Origin of the sequence: Helicobacter sp. NHP22-001 (assembly GCF_030270165.1) — a bacterium.
Taxonomy (GTDB): Bacteria; Campylobacterota; Campylobacteria; order Campylobacterales; family Helicobacteraceae; genus Helicobacter; species Helicobacter gastrofelis.
This window is the reverse complement of the sequence record NZ_BSWS01000016.1, coordinates 1-16,884: the sequence shown is the minus strand read 5'-3', so window position 1 is coordinate 16,884 and position 16,884 is coordinate 1. Positions and strand designations below refer to the sequence as shown.

The 16,884-nt window shown below is 46.2% G+C and carries 22 protein-coding genes; 3 read left to right on the top strand and 19 right to left on the bottom strand.

Features of this window, described 5'->3' with window-relative positions; all coding sequences use genetic code 11:
- Nucleotides 1–492: 492 nt before the first annotated feature.
- The 4 genes from QSJ47_RS07675 to QSJ47_RS07660 form a co-directional block, all read right to left on the bottom strand.
- Nucleotides 493–756, bottom strand: a complete 264-nt coding sequence (locus tag QSJ47_RS07675; protein WP_221272335.1) for a hypothetical protein — start codon at nucleotides 754–756, stop codon at nucleotides 493–495.
- Nucleotides 757–789: 33 nt separating this feature from the next.
- Nucleotides 790–942, bottom strand: a complete 153-nt coding sequence (locus QSJ47_RS07670; RefSeq protein ID WP_285602966.1) for a hypothetical protein — start codon at nucleotides 940–942, stop codon at nucleotides 790–792.
- 727 nt (nucleotides 943–1,669) lie between these two features.
- Nucleotides 1,670–2,161, bottom strand: a complete 492-nt coding sequence (locus tag QSJ47_RS07665) for a KdsC family phosphatase (protein ID WP_285602965.1) — start codon at nucleotides 2,159–2,161, stop codon at nucleotides 1,670–1,672.
- Between the two features lie 262 nt (nucleotides 2,162–2,423).
- On the bottom strand, nucleotides 2,424–4,091 hold the full coding sequence (locus QSJ47_RS07660) for an ABC transporter ATP-binding protein/permease (RefSeq protein ID WP_285602967.1): 1,668 nt from the start codon (nucleotides 4,089–4,091) through the stop codon (nucleotides 2,424–2,426).
- Nucleotides 4,092–4,280: 189 nt separating this feature from the next.
- Between QSJ47_RS07660 and QSJ47_RS07655 the strand changes: the two genes are divergently transcribed.
- Nucleotides 4,281–4,877, top strand: coding sequence for a peroxiredoxin (locus QSJ47_RS07655; protein WP_221272333.1), 597 nt, complete (start codon nucleotides 4,281–4,283; stop codon nucleotides 4,875–4,877).
- 2 nt (nucleotides 4,878–4,879) lie between these two features.
- Here the strand turns inward: QSJ47_RS07655 and QSJ47_RS07650 are convergent, their stop codons facing one another.
- Both QSJ47_RS07650 and QSJ47_RS07645 read right to left on the bottom strand, forming a co-directional pair.
- Nucleotides 4,880–5,530 (bottom strand): class II aldolase and adducin N-terminal domain-containing protein, encoded by a 651-nt coding sequence (locus tag QSJ47_RS07650; protein WP_221272332.1) that lies wholly within the window; start codon nucleotides 5,528–5,530, stop codon nucleotides 4,880–4,882.
- Nucleotides 5,527–6,363, bottom strand: a complete 837-nt coding sequence (locus QSJ47_RS07645) for an ATP-binding cassette domain-containing protein (protein ID WP_285602964.1) — start codon at nucleotides 6,361–6,363, stop codon at nucleotides 5,527–5,529. Before QSJ47_RS07645 ends, QSJ47_RS07650 begins: the two co-directional genes overlap by 4 nt.
- 458 nt (nucleotides 6,364–6,821) lie before the next feature.
- On the opposite strand from QSJ47_RS07645, the gene QSJ47_RS07640 reads away from it, so the two are divergent.
- On the top strand, nucleotides 6,822–6,986 hold the full coding sequence (locus tag QSJ47_RS07640) for a hypothetical protein (RefSeq protein WP_221272330.1): 165 nt from the start codon (nucleotides 6,822–6,824) through the stop codon (nucleotides 6,984–6,986).
- 9 nt (nucleotides 6,987–6,995) lie between these two features.
- Here the strand turns inward: QSJ47_RS07640 and mnmE are convergent, their stop codons facing one another.
- From mnmE to QSJ47_RS07580, 12 genes are all read right to left on the bottom strand, one after another.
- Nucleotides 6,996–8,354: a tRNA uridine-5-carboxymethylaminomethyl(34) synthesis GTPase MnmE gene (mnmE, locus tag QSJ47_RS07635; protein ID WP_285602963.1), complete on the bottom strand. Its 1,359-nt coding sequence runs from the start codon at nucleotides 8,352–8,354 to the stop codon at nucleotides 6,996–6,998.
- Nucleotides 8,347–9,117: a Jag N-terminal domain-containing protein gene (locus QSJ47_RS07630; RefSeq protein ID WP_285602962.1), complete on the bottom strand. Its 771-nt coding sequence runs from the start codon at nucleotides 9,115–9,117 to the stop codon at nucleotides 8,347–8,349. Before QSJ47_RS07630 ends, mnmE begins: the two co-directional genes overlap by 8 nt.
- 8 nt (nucleotides 9,118–9,125) lie before the next feature.
- Complete coding sequence (gene yidC / locus QSJ47_RS07625; RefSeq protein WP_285602961.1) at nucleotides 9,126–10,766, bottom strand: membrane protein insertase YidC; 1,641 nt, start codon at nucleotides 10,764–10,766, stop codon at nucleotides 9,126–9,128.
- The gene (gene yidD / locus QSJ47_RS07620; protein WP_221272327.1) at nucleotides 10,763–11,083 is read right to left on the bottom strand and encodes a membrane protein insertion efficiency factor YidD; all 321 of its coding nucleotides are present in this window, start codon (nucleotides 11,081–11,083) and stop codon (nucleotides 10,763–10,765) included. The genes yidC and yidD overlap by 4 nt, the downstream gene beginning before the upstream one ends.
- Nucleotides 11,080–11,439 (bottom strand): ribonuclease P protein component, encoded by a 360-nt coding sequence (rnpA, locus tag QSJ47_RS07615; protein WP_221272326.1) that lies wholly within the window; start codon nucleotides 11,437–11,439, stop codon nucleotides 11,080–11,082. Before rnpA ends, yidD begins: the two co-directional genes overlap by 4 nt.
- Before the next feature lie 10 nt (nucleotides 11,440–11,449).
- Nucleotides 11,450–11,584, bottom strand: coding sequence for a 50S ribosomal protein L34 (gene rpmH / locus QSJ47_RS07610; protein WP_015106717.1), 135 nt, complete (start codon nucleotides 11,582–11,584; stop codon nucleotides 11,450–11,452).
- Between the two features lie 63 nt (nucleotides 11,585–11,647).
- Nucleotides 11,648–12,046, bottom strand: coding sequence for a biopolymer transporter ExbD (locus QSJ47_RS07605; protein ID WP_221272325.1), 399 nt, complete (start codon nucleotides 12,044–12,046; stop codon nucleotides 11,648–11,650).
- A 9-nt stretch (nucleotides 12,047–12,055) separates the two neighbouring features.
- On the bottom strand, nucleotides 12,056–12,523 hold the full coding sequence (exbB, locus tag QSJ47_RS07600) for a TonB-system energizer ExbB (RefSeq protein ID WP_221272324.1): 468 nt from the start codon (nucleotides 12,521–12,523) through the stop codon (nucleotides 12,056–12,058).
- A gap of 4 nt (nucleotides 12,524–12,527) precedes the next feature.
- Nucleotides 12,528–12,980 carry an SsrA-binding protein gene (gene smpB, locus QSJ47_RS07595; protein WP_221272323.1) on the bottom strand — a complete coding sequence of 151 codons (453 nt, stop codon included), beginning with the start codon at nucleotides 12,978–12,980 and terminating at the stop codon, nucleotides 12,528–12,530.
- Nucleotides 12,977–13,744, bottom strand: coding sequence for a 4-(cytidine 5'-diphospho)-2-C-methyl-D-erythritol kinase (locus QSJ47_RS07590; RefSeq protein ID WP_221272322.1), 768 nt, complete (start codon nucleotides 13,742–13,744; stop codon nucleotides 12,977–12,979). Before QSJ47_RS07590 ends, smpB begins: the two co-directional genes overlap by 4 nt.
- Nucleotides 13,741–13,977: a carbon storage regulator gene (locus QSJ47_RS07585; RefSeq protein ID WP_221272321.1), complete on the bottom strand. Its 237-nt coding sequence runs from the start codon at nucleotides 13,975–13,977 to the stop codon at nucleotides 13,741–13,743. Before QSJ47_RS07585 ends, QSJ47_RS07590 begins: the two co-directional genes overlap by 4 nt.
- 6 nt (nucleotides 13,978–13,983) lie before the next feature.
- The gene (locus QSJ47_RS07580; protein ID WP_221272320.1) at nucleotides 13,984–14,472 is read right to left on the bottom strand and encodes a peptidylprolyl isomerase; all 489 of its coding nucleotides are present in this window, start codon (nucleotides 14,470–14,472) and stop codon (nucleotides 13,984–13,986) included.
- 80 nt (nucleotides 14,473–14,552) lie between these two features.
- Between QSJ47_RS07580 and QSJ47_RS07575 the strand changes: the two genes are divergently transcribed.
- Nucleotides 14,553–15,521, top strand: a complete 969-nt coding sequence (locus tag QSJ47_RS07575) for a hypothetical protein (protein WP_221272319.1) — start codon at nucleotides 14,553–14,555, stop codon at nucleotides 15,519–15,521.
- A gap of 283 nt (nucleotides 15,522–15,804) precedes the next feature.
- On the opposite strand, the gene QSJ47_RS07570 is transcribed toward QSJ47_RS07575, so the two are convergent.
- A complete protein-coding gene (locus QSJ47_RS07570; protein ID WP_285602960.1) occupies nucleotides 15,805–16,761 on the bottom strand; it encodes an alpha/beta hydrolase in 957 nt (318 codons plus the stop codon).
- Between the last annotated feature and the right edge of the window lie 123 nt (nucleotides 16,762–16,884).

Below are 16,884 nucleotides of genomic sequence, written 5' to 3'. Positions count from 1 at the left end.
TGGGATTTGCGCTTCTAAGACAACTAACTTTTGCGTGGTGTCTGAGTCGCCCCCTCTTTTGAAATCTTTGATGAATTGGTCAATGTCCTCAAACACTGCCACAAAATGCCCTATCCCGCCCAAGACTCCACACAATCCCATCCCCCAAGCAACAGACGCTTGTAGGGGTATTGTTAGAAATCCTTAAAGGTTTAAACGCATTGACCAGGCTAGGGTGCTCTAAAGTGCCCCTTCAAGAGCACTTCATAGCCAAACCTAGCATTCTCTAGGGCGTTGAAATCCTTCGCACGCATTCCTTTTGTGTCTCTAGCTAAAAATACCACGAAAATTTTTAAATACTCGGCTAGGGCGTTGTATTTAAAGCATGCGCCCTAGCTTTTGCGTTTATCTTAATTGCTCTCTAGCACCCACTGTCATGCAGTGCGCCCAAATAGTGGGTTTAAAGGGCAAATAAGCCGGTTTAGCCGATCCCCACCACAACCAATTCTAAATCTAACAAGCAAGAGCGCAAGGCTTGTAAGAGCAGGTCATAACCCTTGGGGTCGCTGACATCCTTGCCCCAAAGCCCACGGGTTCTTTAGAGGTGTTTAGCCCCAGTAACTGCTGGCAAAAGGTTTCGTCTAGGGGCTTGTAGCTGTCTGTGTCTATGGGATTGGGGATGTTACAATGGGACTTATCTTTTAAAAGCACACTTTGGTGCGCTAAATTTGAAATCCAAGAGCTCACCCCCACAATGTTAAAGTTAGGGGGTTGCATGTGCCCATTTTTTCGTTACAAAACCCAAAGTGGTCAGGCCGTATTCAAAGGGCATTTAAACACCTCCTTTTTGTGCTTGGAGTAGAGCAAAATCGGGGCTTTGTCCAAATAAGGGCGCACAAACACCCAAGCTTTGGCTAGGGTGCTCTCAGGACTTAAAATATTTGGCTCTAGCCCAGTCCCCACCTAGCACCCACACAAAGTTTTCTATGTCCTTTTTGCACAAAGCACTATGTAGGCGCAAATACCCCATTGCCCCCTGTGAGCGTGGCGTTGAGGTGTAAGACTTTCATGATTTGATCCCTATAGTGGGTTTTTATGTGTTGCGCCCATGCTAAAATTGTGAGTTAATTTCATTTTGGACGATAGGGATGTGTGTTTGAGTCCCCATTGGATGGAAAGGCGCTTTTCACTTCACCCTAAACACTCAAAACCATCGATTCATGGATTAGACTTAAATTTAACATTAAAAAGCTCTTGGACCGGCAAGGTAAGTGCTAGGGTTAAAGTCTTGCTCTTTTGACTAAAGCTTGAACTTGCTTGGGGCTCAACATCCCTCCTTTATTGATGTAGTCGGCGATGATGTAGGCCGTGAAAGGAGTGTTGTGCGCTTTGAAGATGGACAGGATTTGGCGTAAGTGGAGGCAAAGCCTCAATCTAGGGTGAGGTGCACAGCGTTTTGTAGGGGCTTGTCTTGCTCCAAAAGATCATAAATTTCATCCAAGTCTACAAAGCAATGCCCCACTTGTTTTAGAAGAGTTAAAAAGCTGTCTAAAATACTGCGCTAGGGCCATGCCCGTCTGAAATTTGGGGAATTTTATGCCACCCCATCCCCCTTATAGTAGTTTTTGGCTAGGGGGTTGTTGGATAAAAACATGGCCAACGATTAAATCTTTCAGCACTTGATTCGCACTTAACCTCTCAATTCTCTAGGATTGTTTAGCCATAAATCAATGAGCGCACGCACACCCCCCTCTCCCCCATTTTTCGGTGAGATGATGATGCCGGGCAAAGCCTTTAAGTGGGGGTGGGCATTGGCCACGCAACCCTTAAAACCTACACACTCCAACACGGGCAAGTCGTTGAGATCATCGCCCACATAGGCGATATTTTCTAAACTGATGTTCTCCTTGACACAAATCTCTCTCAGCGCCTCTAGCTTATCCTGCGGTCTACAGCCTTGATATAAATAGTCCATTTTCAACCTCTTGGCGCGCTGCTCGACTATGGGCGTAACCTCGCCCGTTAAAATGCCCGTTTTGATCCCCGCCTCTTTTAAGAGCTCAAAGCCGATCCCATCGGCCACGCTGAACTTTTTGAATTGTTGCCCGCTTTCTAAATAATACATCCCCCCATCTGTCAAAGTACCATCACAATCGCACAAAAAAACCCGAATGCCAACCATCATTGTCCTTATTTTGTTGATTTAAAACCTTGTTTGACACAGCTTAACCATAATCCACCATTATATCTTCTTTATATAGCCAAAATAAGTAAGCTCAAATGTTTAACTTTATCAAAGCTAGCTCTAATAGTTTCTTCACTAGACAATTTAAACTTCCATAAAAACCCTAAGAGCTCTAAGAGGTGCTTTTATGCAAACAAAATTAGCCAAAGTATCCAATGTGGTCTATGGTGGAGATTTTAAACTTAAAATTTAGATGCGCTCACACAGCGGGTTTACTTAGATCAATTTTGACATTGCACCGCTCAATGGTGCTTAGGCGGTGGGCGATGATAAGCAAAGTTTTATCTTCCGCTACGCCGTAGATCTCATCCATGATTTTTGCCTCTGTGGGGGTGTCTAAAGCCGAAGTCGCCTCGTCTAAAACTAAAATCTCTGGGTTGTCATACAAAGCCCTAGCGATACCCAGACGCTGTTTTTGCCCCCCGCTTAAATTGATTCCCCCCTCGCCTATGGTGGTCTCAATCCCGCTATGTTGGCACAAGAAGTCGTAAATATGTGCCATTTTGCAAACCTCTATCACCCGTTTTTCATCTAATGGGCTCCCGCAAGCGACATTTTCAGCTACACTGCCGTCAAATAGGTAGATGTGTTGAGGGATGTAACCGATCTTTTGCCGCCATGTGCGGATATTTTGAGAAGTTAGGGGGGTGTTGTCTATGAAAATTTGTCCCGCATTTGGATAAAGCACGCCCATAATAATGTCCACTAAAGTAGATTTGCCACATCCGCTAGGACCCACAAAGGCGACTCTTTGCCCCCGCTTGATTTCCAAATTTATGTTTTGCAAAATAGGGTGGGTGTGTTTGTAGGCAAAGTTGATGTTTTTAAGGTGGATCGCCTCTTTAAAGGGCAACTCCAACACCCCCTCCTCTTGAATAGGGTGGCTCAAATCCTTATAGACACCATGGATTGCTTGTTGTCTGTAGCAAATGATGTTGTATTGCTCTAAAATGCGGTTTAGCGAGGGCAACATGCGATAAAGCGCAAGGGCATACATGGAGATGATAGGCAAGACCATTTTGGCCTCCCCATATTTGTATAAGACATAAGCAACCGATAAAATGAGAAGGCTAAAACCCACGGTTTCTAAAAAACGGTTAGGGATCGCTTGTAAAGTGTTGTAAGTGGTGATGGCTTTAGCGTTGTTTAGGCTGTTTTGGCTAAAGGCTTGGTAGGCTTCTTCGTGGTTATCTTTAAGTTTGGTGAACTTGAAATTACCAAAAAATTTAGAAAGAATTTTTAGGGATTTGGCATTAGAGTCGTTGACAATAGATCCCTTATTTTGGATAAATCTAGACATGTATTTTGTAATGAAAAACACTTGCAAGGCTAGGATAAAAGTCAAAACAAAAGTCATTTTCCAATTCGTGTAGACCAAGACTCCGTATAAAAGAAGCATCACGCTGAGTTCTGCAAATAAGTTCAAAAGGGCATTCAAGCTCTCTGTTACACCGCCACTCTTAACCATAATGGTGTCTCTGATCCTATCTAGGCTAAGATTGATGTGTTCTAAATAGGATCTTTTAAGATTGCGCATGAACAATCTTTGGGCGAGCATGTGTGCCTTTTTACTAGCAAAGCGATTGTTCATATAGGCAAACAATACGCCATAACCCAAGCGGAAAATGTAAAACCCAACAAGTGCAAAACTGAAAAAATATGCAAAGTGCAGGGGGGTTTGAAAGTGTAAGGCGTTATAGATCATGCGGGCAGAAGCGTGAGATAAAATCAAATCAGGCGAGCTGACAAGCGTGATGAAAGGCATGATCATGCTAATTGCAAAGACTTCAACCAAAGACATCAAGATCGACATAAAAACCAGTAAGATTAAGATTTTTTTATCCCTTTTATCAAACAAGGCAGACATTTGGATAAGTGAACGCAAAAAAAACCTAAATGAACCAACGCGCTTCCTAGAAGCCAAGCAAATCCTTCAAGTGCGATTTTAGGAAGACAAATTATACCTAAAACTCGCCTTGATTGTTAACGGATATTTGGCTACAATGCGCCCGTTAGTTTTTGCTAACAAAACCAAAATATTTAGTGAGGAGATTTTATGTTGGTTACGAAAGTTGCTCCCGATTTTAAGGCCACTGCTGTTTTGCCTAATAATCAGGTCGATGAACATTTTGAATTGTCTAAGAATTTGGGGCGCAATGGGGCTGTGTTATTCTTTTGGCCCAAAGATTTTACCTTTGTCTGCCCCTCTGAAATCATTGCTTTTGACCACCGCGTGAAAGAGTTTAATGAAAGAGGCTTCAATGTTATCGGGGTTTCTACCGATACCGAAGTTGTCCACTATGCTTGGAAAAACACTCCGGTAGAAAAGGGTGGGATCAGCCAAGTTACTTTCCCCATGGTGGCAGATGTGACCAAAGACATCGCTAGGGCTTACGATGTGCTCTTTGAAAACGCTGTGGCTCTAAGGGGATCTTTTCTCATTGACAAACACCAAAAAATCCGCCACGCTGTGATCAACGATTTTCCCTTGGGGCGTAATGTGAACGAGATGTTGCGCATGGTCGATGCCTTAGTTTTCTTTGAAGAACATGGTGAGGTTTGCCCTGCTGGTTGGCAAAAAGGCGATGCGGGCATGAAACCTAGCCATGAAGGTGTGGCTGAATACCTCAAAGAACACGCTAGTAAATTGTAGTTCTAAAACGAACCTGTGGGGTTTGCCAAGTTTATTTGGCTTGCCCCCGTGGGGTTTGTTTCTAGGTTTGCAAATTGCAAAATTTGACAGCCCCCCTCGATTAAGTCAAAGATTTTCAATAAGCCTTGTAGTTCTCTGTGGTAAGCCACAATTCCGCAACCCTTGATAAAAATAAACCGCCTTTTGCTCGCTTGTAAATAGTGCAAAATATCCACAGGGGAGCGGTCTTGCCAATCTTTATAACTTTTGGGGTCGTAGATTTCAATTTTTTGCCCTAAAAGCGTGTAGCCTAAGTAATCCTTGGGGGTTAAATATTCGTGGGTTAAGGAGTAGGCAATGGCGTGTGGAGGACGGCCATAGGCGATGAAACGGGCCTCTGTGAAGTGGCTGTAAATGCTGGCGTGGATGCTAGTGTCTATGCTTGCTTCCCGCCAACGGTAGTCTAATTTATCTTGTAAAACAATGAAAGATTCTTCGTCTAGATTGTCAAAAACCGCATTGTTTTTATTGATGAGGAAACGCGTTGCTCCCACGCGTGCCGAGATAGAGCCTCTAAAAATGCTAAAAAAACCCTTGCGAAACATCGATAACGACACTTTTTGCAGTTGTCCTAGGAGTTTTTGATCCACTTCTCGTACATAGACATTACTCATGGTGGGGATTCTAACACATTTATTTTAAGATTTTCAAACTCAAAAGACACATAGGTCCCCTCTTTAAGCTCTTTGGTGCAGGACAAGGATAAAATTTGTGGCTCAAGGGCTAAGGTTAGTTGTTTTTCTTGGTGTTTCAGCACTTTGGCATGCAAGCCTTTTTTGGGGTTAAGGCTTTGGATTTTTGCGCTATGGATTTGCCCTTGTTCTTTTAAGTAAATAAGAGTGTCCGCCATTTTATACGCCTCGAATAAGTCGTGGGTGATGAATAGAGTTGTGAAGTTAAAGTGTGTGCTCAGAAACTTGATTTGCTCTTGCAACTTGGATCGCATGCGCCAATCTAGTGCGCTCAAACCCTCATCTAGGCATAAGAGAGAGCCGCCATCGAGTACCCGCAAAATTGCCCGAGCTAGGGCGACCCTTTGCGCCTGTCCACCTGAGAGCGTAGCAATGGGGCGTTTTAAAAGCCCTTCCAGCTCCATTAAGGCGATGATCTCAGCAATTTTAGGGTGCTTAGGGTTAGCAAAGACAATATTCTGGTAAACATTTAAATGAGGAAACAGCCCATAATCTTGAAAAACGAATCCTACTTTGCGCTCTTGGGGGCTTAAGTTAATGTGCTGTTGCGTATCGCACCACACTTTATTTTTAAAAACAATGCGCCCACTATCGGGACTCTCTAGCCCGGCGATCGTGCGTAGCAGGGTACTTTTACCCACGCCAGAAGACCCCATAAGTGCAACGGTTTGCGCAGATTTTAGGCTTAAATCCACTTGCAAGCAAAAATCCCCGCCGCCCCCTTTTAAACATTTTTTTATAAAAATTTCTAACATGTTCTCATCTTAATAGGTCTAAGTTTCAAAACACTACATCGAAATTCGATGACCACATTATGACATGTGTATGCGTAAAGGTTTTCTCTCCGGTTTTTGATATTTCATCTTCAACACCAACCACCCTATGCAAGCACAACTCAAAGATGCAAGCCACAGATTGAAAGCTTTTTGCCCTACAACTTGCACAATGTCAATCTGTGTATGACCACCGCTAACGAGCAAACTATGCCCAAAACGGGCTCACGCCATTAACCTAGTCGCCTGTGGGGATGGATGCGTCTCGACTTTAAAACTAATCACAGCACTTACTGCCTCTGCAACAAAAGGGGGGCTAGGGTCGTGTGCTATAAATTAAATTTAAAAGCTCTATGGCATGTTTGTGGGCTTTCGGGCGTTGTGGAGGGGTTATAGCTTGAAGGGGGCGGGTTTTTAATAGCAGCAATTTAAACCTAGATGTGGGCTTTAACTACCGCTACAAGCACTCCAAATACAGCATTGGCATCGCCCTACCTCTAGCCCAGCAAAACCTCATTGCCAAAATCAACACAGACGACTTAAGCGGCACACTCATCATCAAAGAAGGCGTGCGCCATTTCAATGTCTTCTTCAACCACGGCTAGGTGTTTTAGCTACTTGCCTAGGCAAAACTGAGAAAACATCACCCCGAGCATTTCCTCGGTATTGTAGGGGCTTGTGAGCTTGGCTAAACTCTCTAGTGCGTCTTTAATGTGGTAGGCAAAGAGTTCTAGCTCTAGGCTCTTTAGGGGCTTTTGTGCGCTTTGTAGGTGGGCTATCGTGGCTTCTAGGGCTTCTTGTTGGCTTAAGGTGGGCAAGATCACATCGGGCAAGTCGGTTTGCATGAAGGGGGCTAGGGCTTCTTGGATCAAGGGCAAACAAGGGCTTTCTTTGGCACTCAACACAAGCGGGGGGGCTTTTAAAAAAGGCAGTTTTGCTAAAAGGGCGTTTGTATCTAGTTTTGGCACACAATCGTTTTTGTTGAAAACCACAAGAATCGTTTTATCTTGTTGTGCGTTAAGCAAGTCTAAAATGTGCCTATCTTGCGCGTCCATTTCTTGGCTCAAGTCAAATAAAGCCAAAATGATTTGGCTCTCTTGCATGCGTGCCTTGCTTCTGGCAATGCCTAAGCTCTCCACAAAGTCCGCCCCCTCCCTAATGCCCGCTGTATCCACAAGGCGCACACAAGAGCCATTAAGATACACCACTTCCTCAATCGTGTCCCTAGTAGTGCCCGCTAGGGGGCTTACGATCGCGCGCTCTTGCAACAAGAGGGCGTTTAAAAGCGAGCTCTTGCCCACATTGGGCTTACCCACAATGCTAAGCGTGTAGCCCTCTAATTGGGCTTGTTTGGCTTTAGATACCTCTAGGGTGTGTTGCAACTTCTTTAGAGTGGGACGCATTTTAGCGCGCAGGGTTTCGGGTAAATTTTCGGGCAAATCCTCCTCAGCGTAGTCGATCAACACCTCAGCCGTGGCGATGAGTTCTAAAAGGGCGGTGCGGATAGAGTGCACGAAGTTTTTAAGCCCGCCCTTAAGCTGTTTAGCCATCGCCTTTGCCATGGACGCATTTTGGCTCTCTATGAGTTGTTGCAGGGCTTGTATTTGCGACAAGTCCATGCGTCCATTGAAAAACGCCCGCTTACTAAACTCCCCACTTGTGGCTAGCCTTGCCCCCGCTTTTAAGCAAGCCTCTAGGATAAGTCTAGCCACAAGAAGCCCCCCATGGCATTGGATTTCAGCCACATCCTCGCCCGTATAGCTGTGCGGGGCTTGAAAGTAAAGGGCTAGGGCTTGATCTAATAAATCTCCGCTAGGCTCAAAACAATCCACCAAGATCGCTCGTCTTGGGGGGAAGTGCTGGCGGTGGGTGAGGGTTTGTAAAATTTTTAGACTCTGATCTCCGCTTAATTTTATGATGGCGATCGCACCTAGGGCGGGGGGGGTGGCGATGGCGGCGATGGTGTCAGTCATTCACCACCACAACCGACTCGTGTTGGCTGTTTTGTTCGATCACTACATGCTTATTAGGGAATGCCTCTCTTAGGCGTTTTAGGGCAATGTGTAAAAGCATGCCATCTAGGGGCTTGGTTTGCGCTTTGCCGACCTCATGCACGGCCATCATCACGCCCTGCAAATACACCTCCATCATCTCCTCTTGGTCTTTTAAGAAGCTCGCCACCTCTAGGCGGATATTGTAATTGTGCTTATAGTGTATCCAATTAAAGAGCAAGTAAGACAAAGCGTTGTAGCGGTAGCCCTTTTCGCCTATGATGAGCGCCGAGTCGGGGCCGTTGATTTCAATTAAAAGTGTTTGGGGGTTGTAAAGGCGCACTTCTATGCGGTCTATGTCGTAGGGCAGGTGACTAAATAAACTCTCTAGCTCGGCTTGGATTTGGGTTAGTTTGTGGTTGGCTTGGATTTGGAGGGTTTGTTTTTCTGGCGTGGGGTTTTCTGGGATTTGGGGGCTGTGGATTTGGGGGGCTGTGGGGGTGGTGGCTTGGATTTGCTGGAGCTCTTGGGCTTGGGGGGGGGTAAATTGTGGGGACTCTTGGCTGGGGTTTGGGATTTGGGGTTTTCGTTGCACCCTTAAAATGGCTTCCTTTTTGCCTAAGCCTAAAAAGCCCTTGCTGGGGGCTTGCACCACTTCATACTCCAAATCCACAACCGAGCAGCCAAGCAGTGAAGAGGCCTTGATGATCGCCTCTTCTAGGCTCGGGGCGTTGATGGTTAGCATGCCAACTCCTATTTTTTATGTTCGGCGATTTCTCTAGCCTTTTTCTTGTCAAGCATTTGGTTGATCATCCACTGCTGCACGATAGAAAAAATATTATTAATCGTCCAATAAAGGACTAACCCCGCCGGGAAAGTGATTAAGAAAATCGTGAAAAACAAGGGCAACATTTTAAAGATTTTGGCTTGCGTGGGGTCGGTGATGGTGCTTGGGGTTAGGGCTTGCTGGGCATACATGGAAATGCCCATTAAAAGGGGTAAAATAAAATAAGGGTCCATGATCGATAGGTCGTGAATCCACAGCATCCACCCCGCACTTTTGAGCTCTACGGCGTTGTAAAGCACCCGATAAATAGCAAAGAACACGGGGATTTGCAGTAGCAGGGGCAAGCACCCGCCCAAGGGGTTAGCCCCGTGTTTTTTGTAAAGTTGCATCATGTGCATTTGGAGTTTTTGCGGGTCGCTTTTATACTTCTCTTGCAACTCCTTCATTTTGGGGGCTAAATCTTTCATTTTTTGCATACTCACCATGCCCTTGTAGCTTAAAGGGTAGAGAATGATGCGTACAATGAGCGTTAATAAAATGATCGCCCACCCCCAGTTATGGGTGTAGTTGTGTAAGAAGTCTAGCAAGAGAAACACAGGACGGGCAAAGAAGGTGATGATGCCATACTCAATCACCTCTGTTAGGGCGGGGTTGATTTGGGCTAATAAATGGTGGTCTTTGGGGCCTATGTAGCCATGCAAGCTGGCATCGCCCTTTAAAGACACAAAGGGCAGAGGGTTTTTGCTCGGCTGGGTATCCACAATGGCATTTAGTGGGGTGTTGGCAAAAAAGAGCGAGGTGTAGTAGCGGTCCACACTGGCGATAAAAGTCGTGTTGCTAAAGGTCTTGGTTTCCTTGGCCTTACCATCTTCAATCTTTTCTAGTTTATGATCTTGTGTACCCAAAAGCACGCCATGAAACGCGTAGCCATCCGTATCGGCCACGAGTCTTGAGCCATTGGAGAGCACGTAGGCGGTGTTGGTTGCCCCCTTAGGCTCTAGGTGGATTTTTAAATCGTAGGTGAGGTTGGGGTAAAAGGTGAGGGTTTTTATGAGGGTCAAGCCGGGCAACTCTTGGGTTAGCACCAAGCTTTGGGGGGCGTTGCTTAGGGTGATTTCTTTTGCCGAAGCTGTGTAGGGGGTCTTAAACGCCTGGACATTTAAAGCATTATCCACAAAGCGCAGCTCTAAGGGCTTTAAAGAATCTGCGCCCAGTAGGGGCAGTTTTTCTAAAGGGGGTTTGGGTTTGGCGAGTCCTAATAATTCTTTGACATGCTCAACAAAGCCCTCTTGGCGGTGGGCGGTGAATTTCTTATCTTTTAAGTATACCTGAGCGATGCGCCCCAGCGAGTCGATTTCAATCTCCACGCCTTTAGAGCGCACGAGGGCAATTAGGGGGGTGCTTTGTATAGGCTGGGCGGTTTGCTCTAAAGTGCTTGGGGCTAAGTGAGAAGTGCCATAGGCTTGTCTCTGCCCTTGTAGACCTTGGGCGGCCTGGTGTGCCTTGTCCTCTGGCTTTGTTTTTGGCTGAAAAAAGTAGCTGTAGGCGATCAAAAAGATAAAGGAGAGCGCAATGGCTAAAATGAATTTGGAATTGTTTTCGTTCACGAGTGTACCTTGAGAATATAGTAAGTGTGGACGCCTGGGCTTGTAGGCACTAGGTAATAAACTAGCTTAAACGCATTTGGGGCGCAGAATTTAGGGCTTAAGGACTTGCTTGTGGTCGGGTAGTCTAGCCCACCGGGGTGAAAGGGGTGGCAGGACAAAATCCGCCTAGCGGTTTTAAAAAGGGCTTTTAGAAAAGACTCGTTTTTTAAGAGCCACAGCGCATAAGTGGAGCAACTCGGGTAAAAGCGGCAAGTGGCAGGCTTTAGGGGCGATACATGGTTGCGGTAAAAGGTAAGCAAGGCTAGGACAACTCTCATACACGCCTCAGTGCGCCCTTGTGGGGGTGTTTGCGTTTAAGGCATGCCAAAATCTGCTGTTTCAACTCTGTATAACTTAGACTAGCAATCCCCACCTTTGCCACAAAGACCAGCACCTGCTTTTCTAGGTGGGCATGGCTTAAAATGGTGCGTACCCGCCTTTTGAGCAAGTTTCTTTGCACCGCCTTACCCACTTTCTTAGACACGCTAAGCCCGAGCAAGGAAGTCTTAGGGTTTCCAAAAAAAGGGGGCAAACCCTCTAGGGGCAAGCTGTAAATGGCAAAAAACACCCGATGTGTCCGCATGCCCTTTTTATAGGTGTAAGAAAATTGCTTGGTGGTTTTTAGGGATTGCACGCCGCAAAAATCAAACGGCTAGTTGTTTCCTTCCTTTGGCACGGCGGGCTTTGATGACCTTTCTCCCGTTCTTGGTCTTCATCCTCACAAGAAAACCATGCGTGCGCTTTCTAGGCGTGTTGTGGGGTTGGTAAGTCCGTTTCATTGTTTTCCTTTAAAATTTTCAAAAGGACCATTCTAGCCAAAGTTGGCTAAAAGCTATCTAAATTCAGTGGGTGCTGTTTTTGTCTTCTACGAGAATATAGAGTTGGTTGAGGTTATGGGTTTGGAGCAAATCCACGACTTTGACAAAGCTGTCTAAATTGCTGTTTTTATCGCCTTGTAAAATGATGGGTGTGTCTTTGGGATAACCTGAAACCGCCCGCCTCAACGCCTCAAAGCTCACCTTTTTTTTGTCTAAATAAAATTCGCCCTTGTGGGAGATGGCGATGCTCACTTGTTTTTTATTGAGGACATCTTCGGCTTTATCTGAGCTTTGATCCACTTTGGGTATATTGATGGGCAGTTTAGAAGTAGAAACAAAAGAAGCAGTGGTCAAAACAATCACTAAGAGCACCAGCATAATGTCAATGAATGGGACAACATTCATTGAGTCGATTTTTTTCATTTTGTAATCCTAATCCATGTCTAGGCGGTTGAAACTTTGGCCCTGGGCGGGGTTATGGTAGATGTCCCACTTGGTGGCGATGATTTCGCTCTTACGCACCAACATGTTATAAATCACCACAGAGGGGATCGCCACAATCAACCCCATGCCCGTAGACTTTAAAGCCAATGCCAACCCGACCATGATCGCCTTCGTGTCTACGCCTGTGGTGTTGCCAAGCTCAATAAAGGTGATCATAATCCCGGTCACCGTGCCTAAAAGCCCCACATAGGGCGCATTAGAGCCGATGGTGGCGACTAGGGTTAGTCGGCGGTGCAAATCTAGCTCTAACTTGCGTTTGTCGCTGTAATCATCTACCCGCACCGTGGCGTAAAACCACACCCGTTCGATCCCGATGGCAATGACAATGATGGATAAAAAGCCCAAAAAGCCCAAAATCCCATAATCTACCATTTCTTTTAAGTTAAAGCCACCCATTAAACTATCCTCTATGCTTTAATTGGCTCTTGGCTTCCATGTCTAAAACCCTTTGTTTCATGCTCTCTCTCTTGTCATAAAGTTTTTTGCCCCGCACGAGGGCGACTTGCAATTTTACCCGATTTCTCGCATTAAAATACAACTTCAAAGCCACAATGCTTAGGCGTTGCTGCCCCACTTGGGCATGCCACTTAGCAAGCTGTTTTTTGTGGAGCAACAGCTTACGCACCCGCCTTTCATCGGGCGTGTAGTGGGCGTTTGCGGTTTGCAAATGCGCCACATGCACGCCAAACAAAAAGGCTTCACCCTTGACTATCTTAACAAAATTATCCTTTAAATTGACACGCCCCGCCCGAATGGCTTTGACCTCAGCCCCCACCAACACAACCCCCGCTTCCAAACTCTCTAGAATCTCGTAGTCAAAAAAGGCTTTCTTGTTATGGGCAATCTCTTTCACACCTGCCCCCTCATGCCAAAGAAGCTCGCCCCACTCCCGCTAAAAAACCATGTATAATTTTTATCCAGCCCCTGCGCCCACTCTTTTAAGGCAGGGTAGCACTCTAAAGCGGGGGTGAGTAGATCGTTTAGATCGCTTGCGCTGTGGGTTTGTAAAAGTTGCTTGCTTGGGGTTTTTAGCCAAGTTGGGTTAAAGTCTGTGAAAGTGCTAAAGGCTTGATACACCCTAGCCGTAGAGCACTCAAAGGGCGGGGTGCCAAGTTGCACTTCTAAGGGGGGTTCGCTAAAGCCTCTCACCACCTCCCCAAAGTGGCTGACATTTGCACTAGCAAAGCCTGAGATAAAAAAATTCACATCCGCCCCCACTTTTGTCCCGATCGTGTAAAGCTGCTCTAAACTTAAGCCCAATTCCAAATGTTGATTCACTTCTCTTAAAAATACCCCGGCATTTGCACTTGAACCCCCAAGCCCCCCACCTAAGGGGATATGCTTCTCCACTTCTATATGGATTTGCTCCAATCTGGGGCGCAAGGTGGGGTTTACCCTCTCTTTTAAGAGTTGCCACGCCTTGTAAAGAGTGTTTTGCTCTAGCGCACAGCCAAAGTCACCCTTTAGGCTAAACTTAGACGCGCTTTTTACGCAGAGCACATCGTGTAAATTTTGCACCACACACAAACGAGAGTGTAGTAAATGATACTGCCCCTCTTTGCCAACCACCTTTAAAAAGACATTAACTTTTGGATAAACGGGGCAACTAAAAATCAATCTATCTTGCCTAATTGTTTGCCTATACCGACTAAAAGCGCGTCGTTCACATCTTTAGACGCTTTTTTATTCTCCAAAGCCACCGCCTCTTTAAGCTCTGAACGCAAAATCAAGGTGTGGGGGGGGGCTTCAAAGCCCAACTTCACACTCCCCTTATCAATAGAGATCACGCGCACATAAACGGAGTCGCCCACGACAACCCCCTCCCCCAATTTGCGCGATAAAATCAGCATACAAACTTAAGATTGCGCCGAAATTTGGACGCTCTCGATCTTGTCGCCCTGCTTTAGGCTGTCTAAAACTTGTAAGCTCGCCTCGTCTTCAATCTGCCCGAACACTGTGTGCTCGCCATCTAAGTGGGGCTGGGGTGCAAAGCACAAAAAGAATTGGCTTCCCCCCGTGTCGCGCCCTGCGTGCGCCATACTCATTGCCCCTCTTTTGTGTTTGTGGGGATTGTTTTCTACCTCACATCTAATGCGGTAATCGGGCCCGCCCGTGCCCGTGCCAAGCGGACAACCCCCTTGGGCGACAAAGCCGGCGATGACCCTATGAAAATTCAAGCCATTGTAAAAGCCCTCGTTGGCTAAGGTCGCAAAGTTTGTTACGGCTTGGGGTGCATCGTTGCCAAAGAGACGGACCTTGATCGCCCCCTTGCTCGTGTTGATTGTGGCGGTGTGGTAGCTTTCTAAATCTCTAGGATTGGTTTCAAAAACTTTTAGGGGTTTCATACTCAAAATTTGTCCTTGAAAAAATTAAACGATCGGGGCATTTTACCGATTTCCCCCTTAATTTATGTTATGGGATGCTTATGCAACATATTGGTGTTTTGGTGGTTTATCTTGTCTTAGGCGGAGGGCTCTTAGGGGCGCAAGCGCAAGAAGCCCTAGACACCTCTTTAATCCACCACCACCCCCACAAAGAGCATAAAGACCAAACTAGCACCACCCCAAACCACACCCCCAAAGACCACGCAACACCACAAGAGTCTAGCACCCACCACACCCCAACGCCACAGCATAATAACACCCGCACCCCGCAAATACAAAAACAAACCTCTAGTTACACCCCCACCACAGAGCCTAACCACACCAAAGCAGCGCACACACCACATAATAGCCACAACACCCCCAGCCCCAACCTTGAATACATACAGCAGAGCAAACACACCGCTTTGCACCCATGGATTTACAGCGCGGTGTTTTTGACCGCCTACTTTGGGGATGGGCATTACAAACAAGGCTATGGGCTGTTGCTGCAAAAGGGGCATGTTTTGACCTCTGCTGAACTTGCCTACGACAAAGGCATGTACGCCACGACCTTTATGGCGCAAATGCAAGACGACAGCGCACCTGTGCTGATTTGCGTAGCAAGGCTACACATTAAGGCGATTGACCGCAATCGGGGGCTAGCCCTCTTAAACACGCACGCCTTCACCAACGACTTTTGCCAAACCCGCCCCGAGAGTTTCTACCATGCCCGCATTTACAGAAAATATGCCCAAAATCTCTCAAAATGTAAGAATGCCCAGCCCGGTTTACATATGTATTACCCTAAAGTGAGTAAAACAAACGCTTTTATAGTCCAAGACATGCACCAAGTCTTGAAGCAAACCCAGTACTCCAAAGCAAATGAGACCATGTATGGTAGACCTTTTTTTAACAGCGTTGGGGATTTTGTTGGCATGGCAATCAACAACACCCATGACCCCCACTCTTTTGTCCCCAATCCCGTTATTTGCGATTTTTTGCTCAATCTCAAGCATAGACAGATATTTTAATGAAGAGCGTTTATGGCTAAGATTGGCCCTAAGACATTTTTTATAGATCTAAAAAAGATCGCCAGCGGTTTTTAGTTATCCTTCTGACTCGACTTAATTACGAGCAAATATAATTTTTTCAGCACCAGCAAGGGTGGGGAGTGCTTTGTGCCGATGAAGTGGCTTATGGCTTTAAAGGGGGTTAAGACATTTAAACTTAACCCCTTACTTTCTCCTTGCCCTTAGAGCCAGTGGTAGTGGTGAACTTTATCCAATGATTTATATTTAATATTTAAACACTTTTTCAATGCGAAGGTGCTAAGTGCCATTTCTTTAGAAAGGCAAAAATGGGGGCTAGGTTTTTAGACTCTTCAAAGGTAGGACCGCCATGTCCTGCCCCTGGTAATTGGATATAAACCACCTTGTCTTTACCCAGCACCTTTTGCAAAGCTTTTGCAAAAAGCATACTTTGCTGTGTAGGCACAATAGGGTCCTTAGAGCCGTTCATGATAAAGAAGGGGGGTGTGTTTTTAGAGATGTAACTTGCGGGGTTGGCAAACTTCACTAGGTTAGGGATTTTAGAAATGGCAACGCCCATGTATAAAGACTCGGCGGAGTTGGGGGCGTTGTGTTCTTGAAAGGATGTTTGTCCGCTTTGCTTAAACTGCACGTCCATGGTGCTAAAATCAATGGGTCCATAAAAATCCACCACTGCCTGTACTTGGCTTGTTTGCGTGGGATTACCCATTGTCAAATCCTCTAGCTCGGGGTGAAATGCCGTTGTGCCAAGCATTGAAGCCAAATTGCCCCCTGCTGAGTCACCCCAAGCGATGATTTTATGTGGGTCTAGGTGGTATTGCTTGGCGTGGGCTTTGATGAAGCGCACGGCGGCCTTAAGGTCGTAAATGGCGGCAGGGAAGGGGGCTTCTTTGGATAGGCGGTAATTTGCGCTCACAACTGCGTAGCCAAGCTTTAGGGCGTGCATTTGGGGGTTGATCTCACCTGTTGCCTTGTCCCCAAAGGCAAACCCACCCCCATGGATGGCCAAAATCACCGGATAGGGGGCTTTGCCGACTTTAGGTAGGTAAATGTCTAATTTTTGGGCTTGAGATTGTTTTGCGTAGGCGATGTCTAGGTATTTGCGCCCCACATGTTGCGTGTGGATGGGGTGCATTTTGCCCCTTAAGGGGGGTGGCATGTTATCAAGGGGATTTGGCACTTTGTCTAGGTCTGTGGCAAAGGCAAGTGTGGCTAATGCCACTAATCCAAAAACTTTTAAAACTCTCCGGCAGAAATCCCACTCGTCTTTAGCGGGTGGGATGAATGCCCTCTACCCTTGATTTTCTATGTATCTTTTGATAGTTTCTGGGTTAGCTTCTCCTAT

Excerpts from the sequence above, each read along its gene's own strand:
- QSJ47_RS07580 (WP_221272320.1), bottom strand. The coding sequence starts at position 14,472 with ATGAAACCCCTAAAAGTTTTTGAAACCAATCCTAGAGATTTAGAAAGC.
- mnmE (WP_285602963.1), bottom strand. The coding sequence starts at position 8,354 with ATGACTGACACCATCGCCGCCATCGCCACCCCCCCCGCCCTAGGTGCG.
- QSJ47_RS07660 (WP_285602967.1), bottom strand. The coding sequence starts at position 4,091 with ATGTCTGCCTTGTTTGATAAAAGGGATAAAAAAATCTTAATCTTACTG.
- QSJ47_RS07675 (WP_221272335.1), bottom strand. The coding sequence starts at position 756 with ATGCAACCCCCTAACTTTAACATTGTGGGGGTGAGCTCTTGGATTTCA.
- QSJ47_RS07655 (WP_221272333.1), top strand. The coding sequence starts at position 4,281 with ATGTTGGTTACGAAAGTTGCTCCCGATTTTAAGGCCACTGCTGTTTTG.
- yidD (WP_221272327.1), bottom strand. The coding sequence starts at position 11,083 with ATGAGAGTTGTCCTAGCCTTGCTTACCTTTTACCGCAACCATGTATCG.
- QSJ47_RS07665 (WP_285602965.1), bottom strand. The coding sequence starts at position 2,161 with ATGGTTGGCATTCGGGTTTTTTTGTGCGATTGTGATGGTACTTTGACA.
- QSJ47_RS07585 (WP_221272321.1), bottom strand. The coding sequence starts at position 13,977 with ATGCTGATTTTATCGCGCAAATTGGGGGAGGGGGTTGTCGTGGGCGAC.
- rpmH (WP_015106717.1), bottom strand. The coding sequence starts at position 11,584 with ATGAAACGGACTTACCAACCCCACAACACGCCTAGAAAGCGCACGCAT.
- QSJ47_RS07645 (WP_285602964.1), bottom strand. The coding sequence starts at position 6,363 with ATGTTAGAAATTTTTATAAAAAAATGTTTAAAAGGGGGCGGCGGGGAT.
- QSJ47_RS07575 (WP_221272319.1), top strand. The coding sequence starts at position 14,553 with ATGCAACATATTGGTGTTTTGGTGGTTTATCTTGTCTTAGGCGGAGGG.
- QSJ47_RS07650 (WP_221272332.1), bottom strand. The coding sequence starts at position 5,530 with ATGAGTAATGTCTATGTACGAGAAGTGGATCAAAAACTCCTAGGACAA.
- QSJ47_RS07605 (WP_221272325.1), bottom strand. The coding sequence starts at position 12,046 with ATGAAAAAAATCGACTCAATGAATGTTGTCCCATTCATTGACATTATG.
- QSJ47_RS07630 (WP_285602962.1), bottom strand. The coding sequence starts at position 9,117 with ATGCTAACCATCAACGCCCCGAGCCTAGAAGAGGCGATCATCAAGGCC.
- exbB (WP_221272324.1), bottom strand. The coding sequence starts at position 12,523 with ATGGGTGGCTTTAACTTAAAAGAAATGGTAGATTATGGGATTTTGGGC.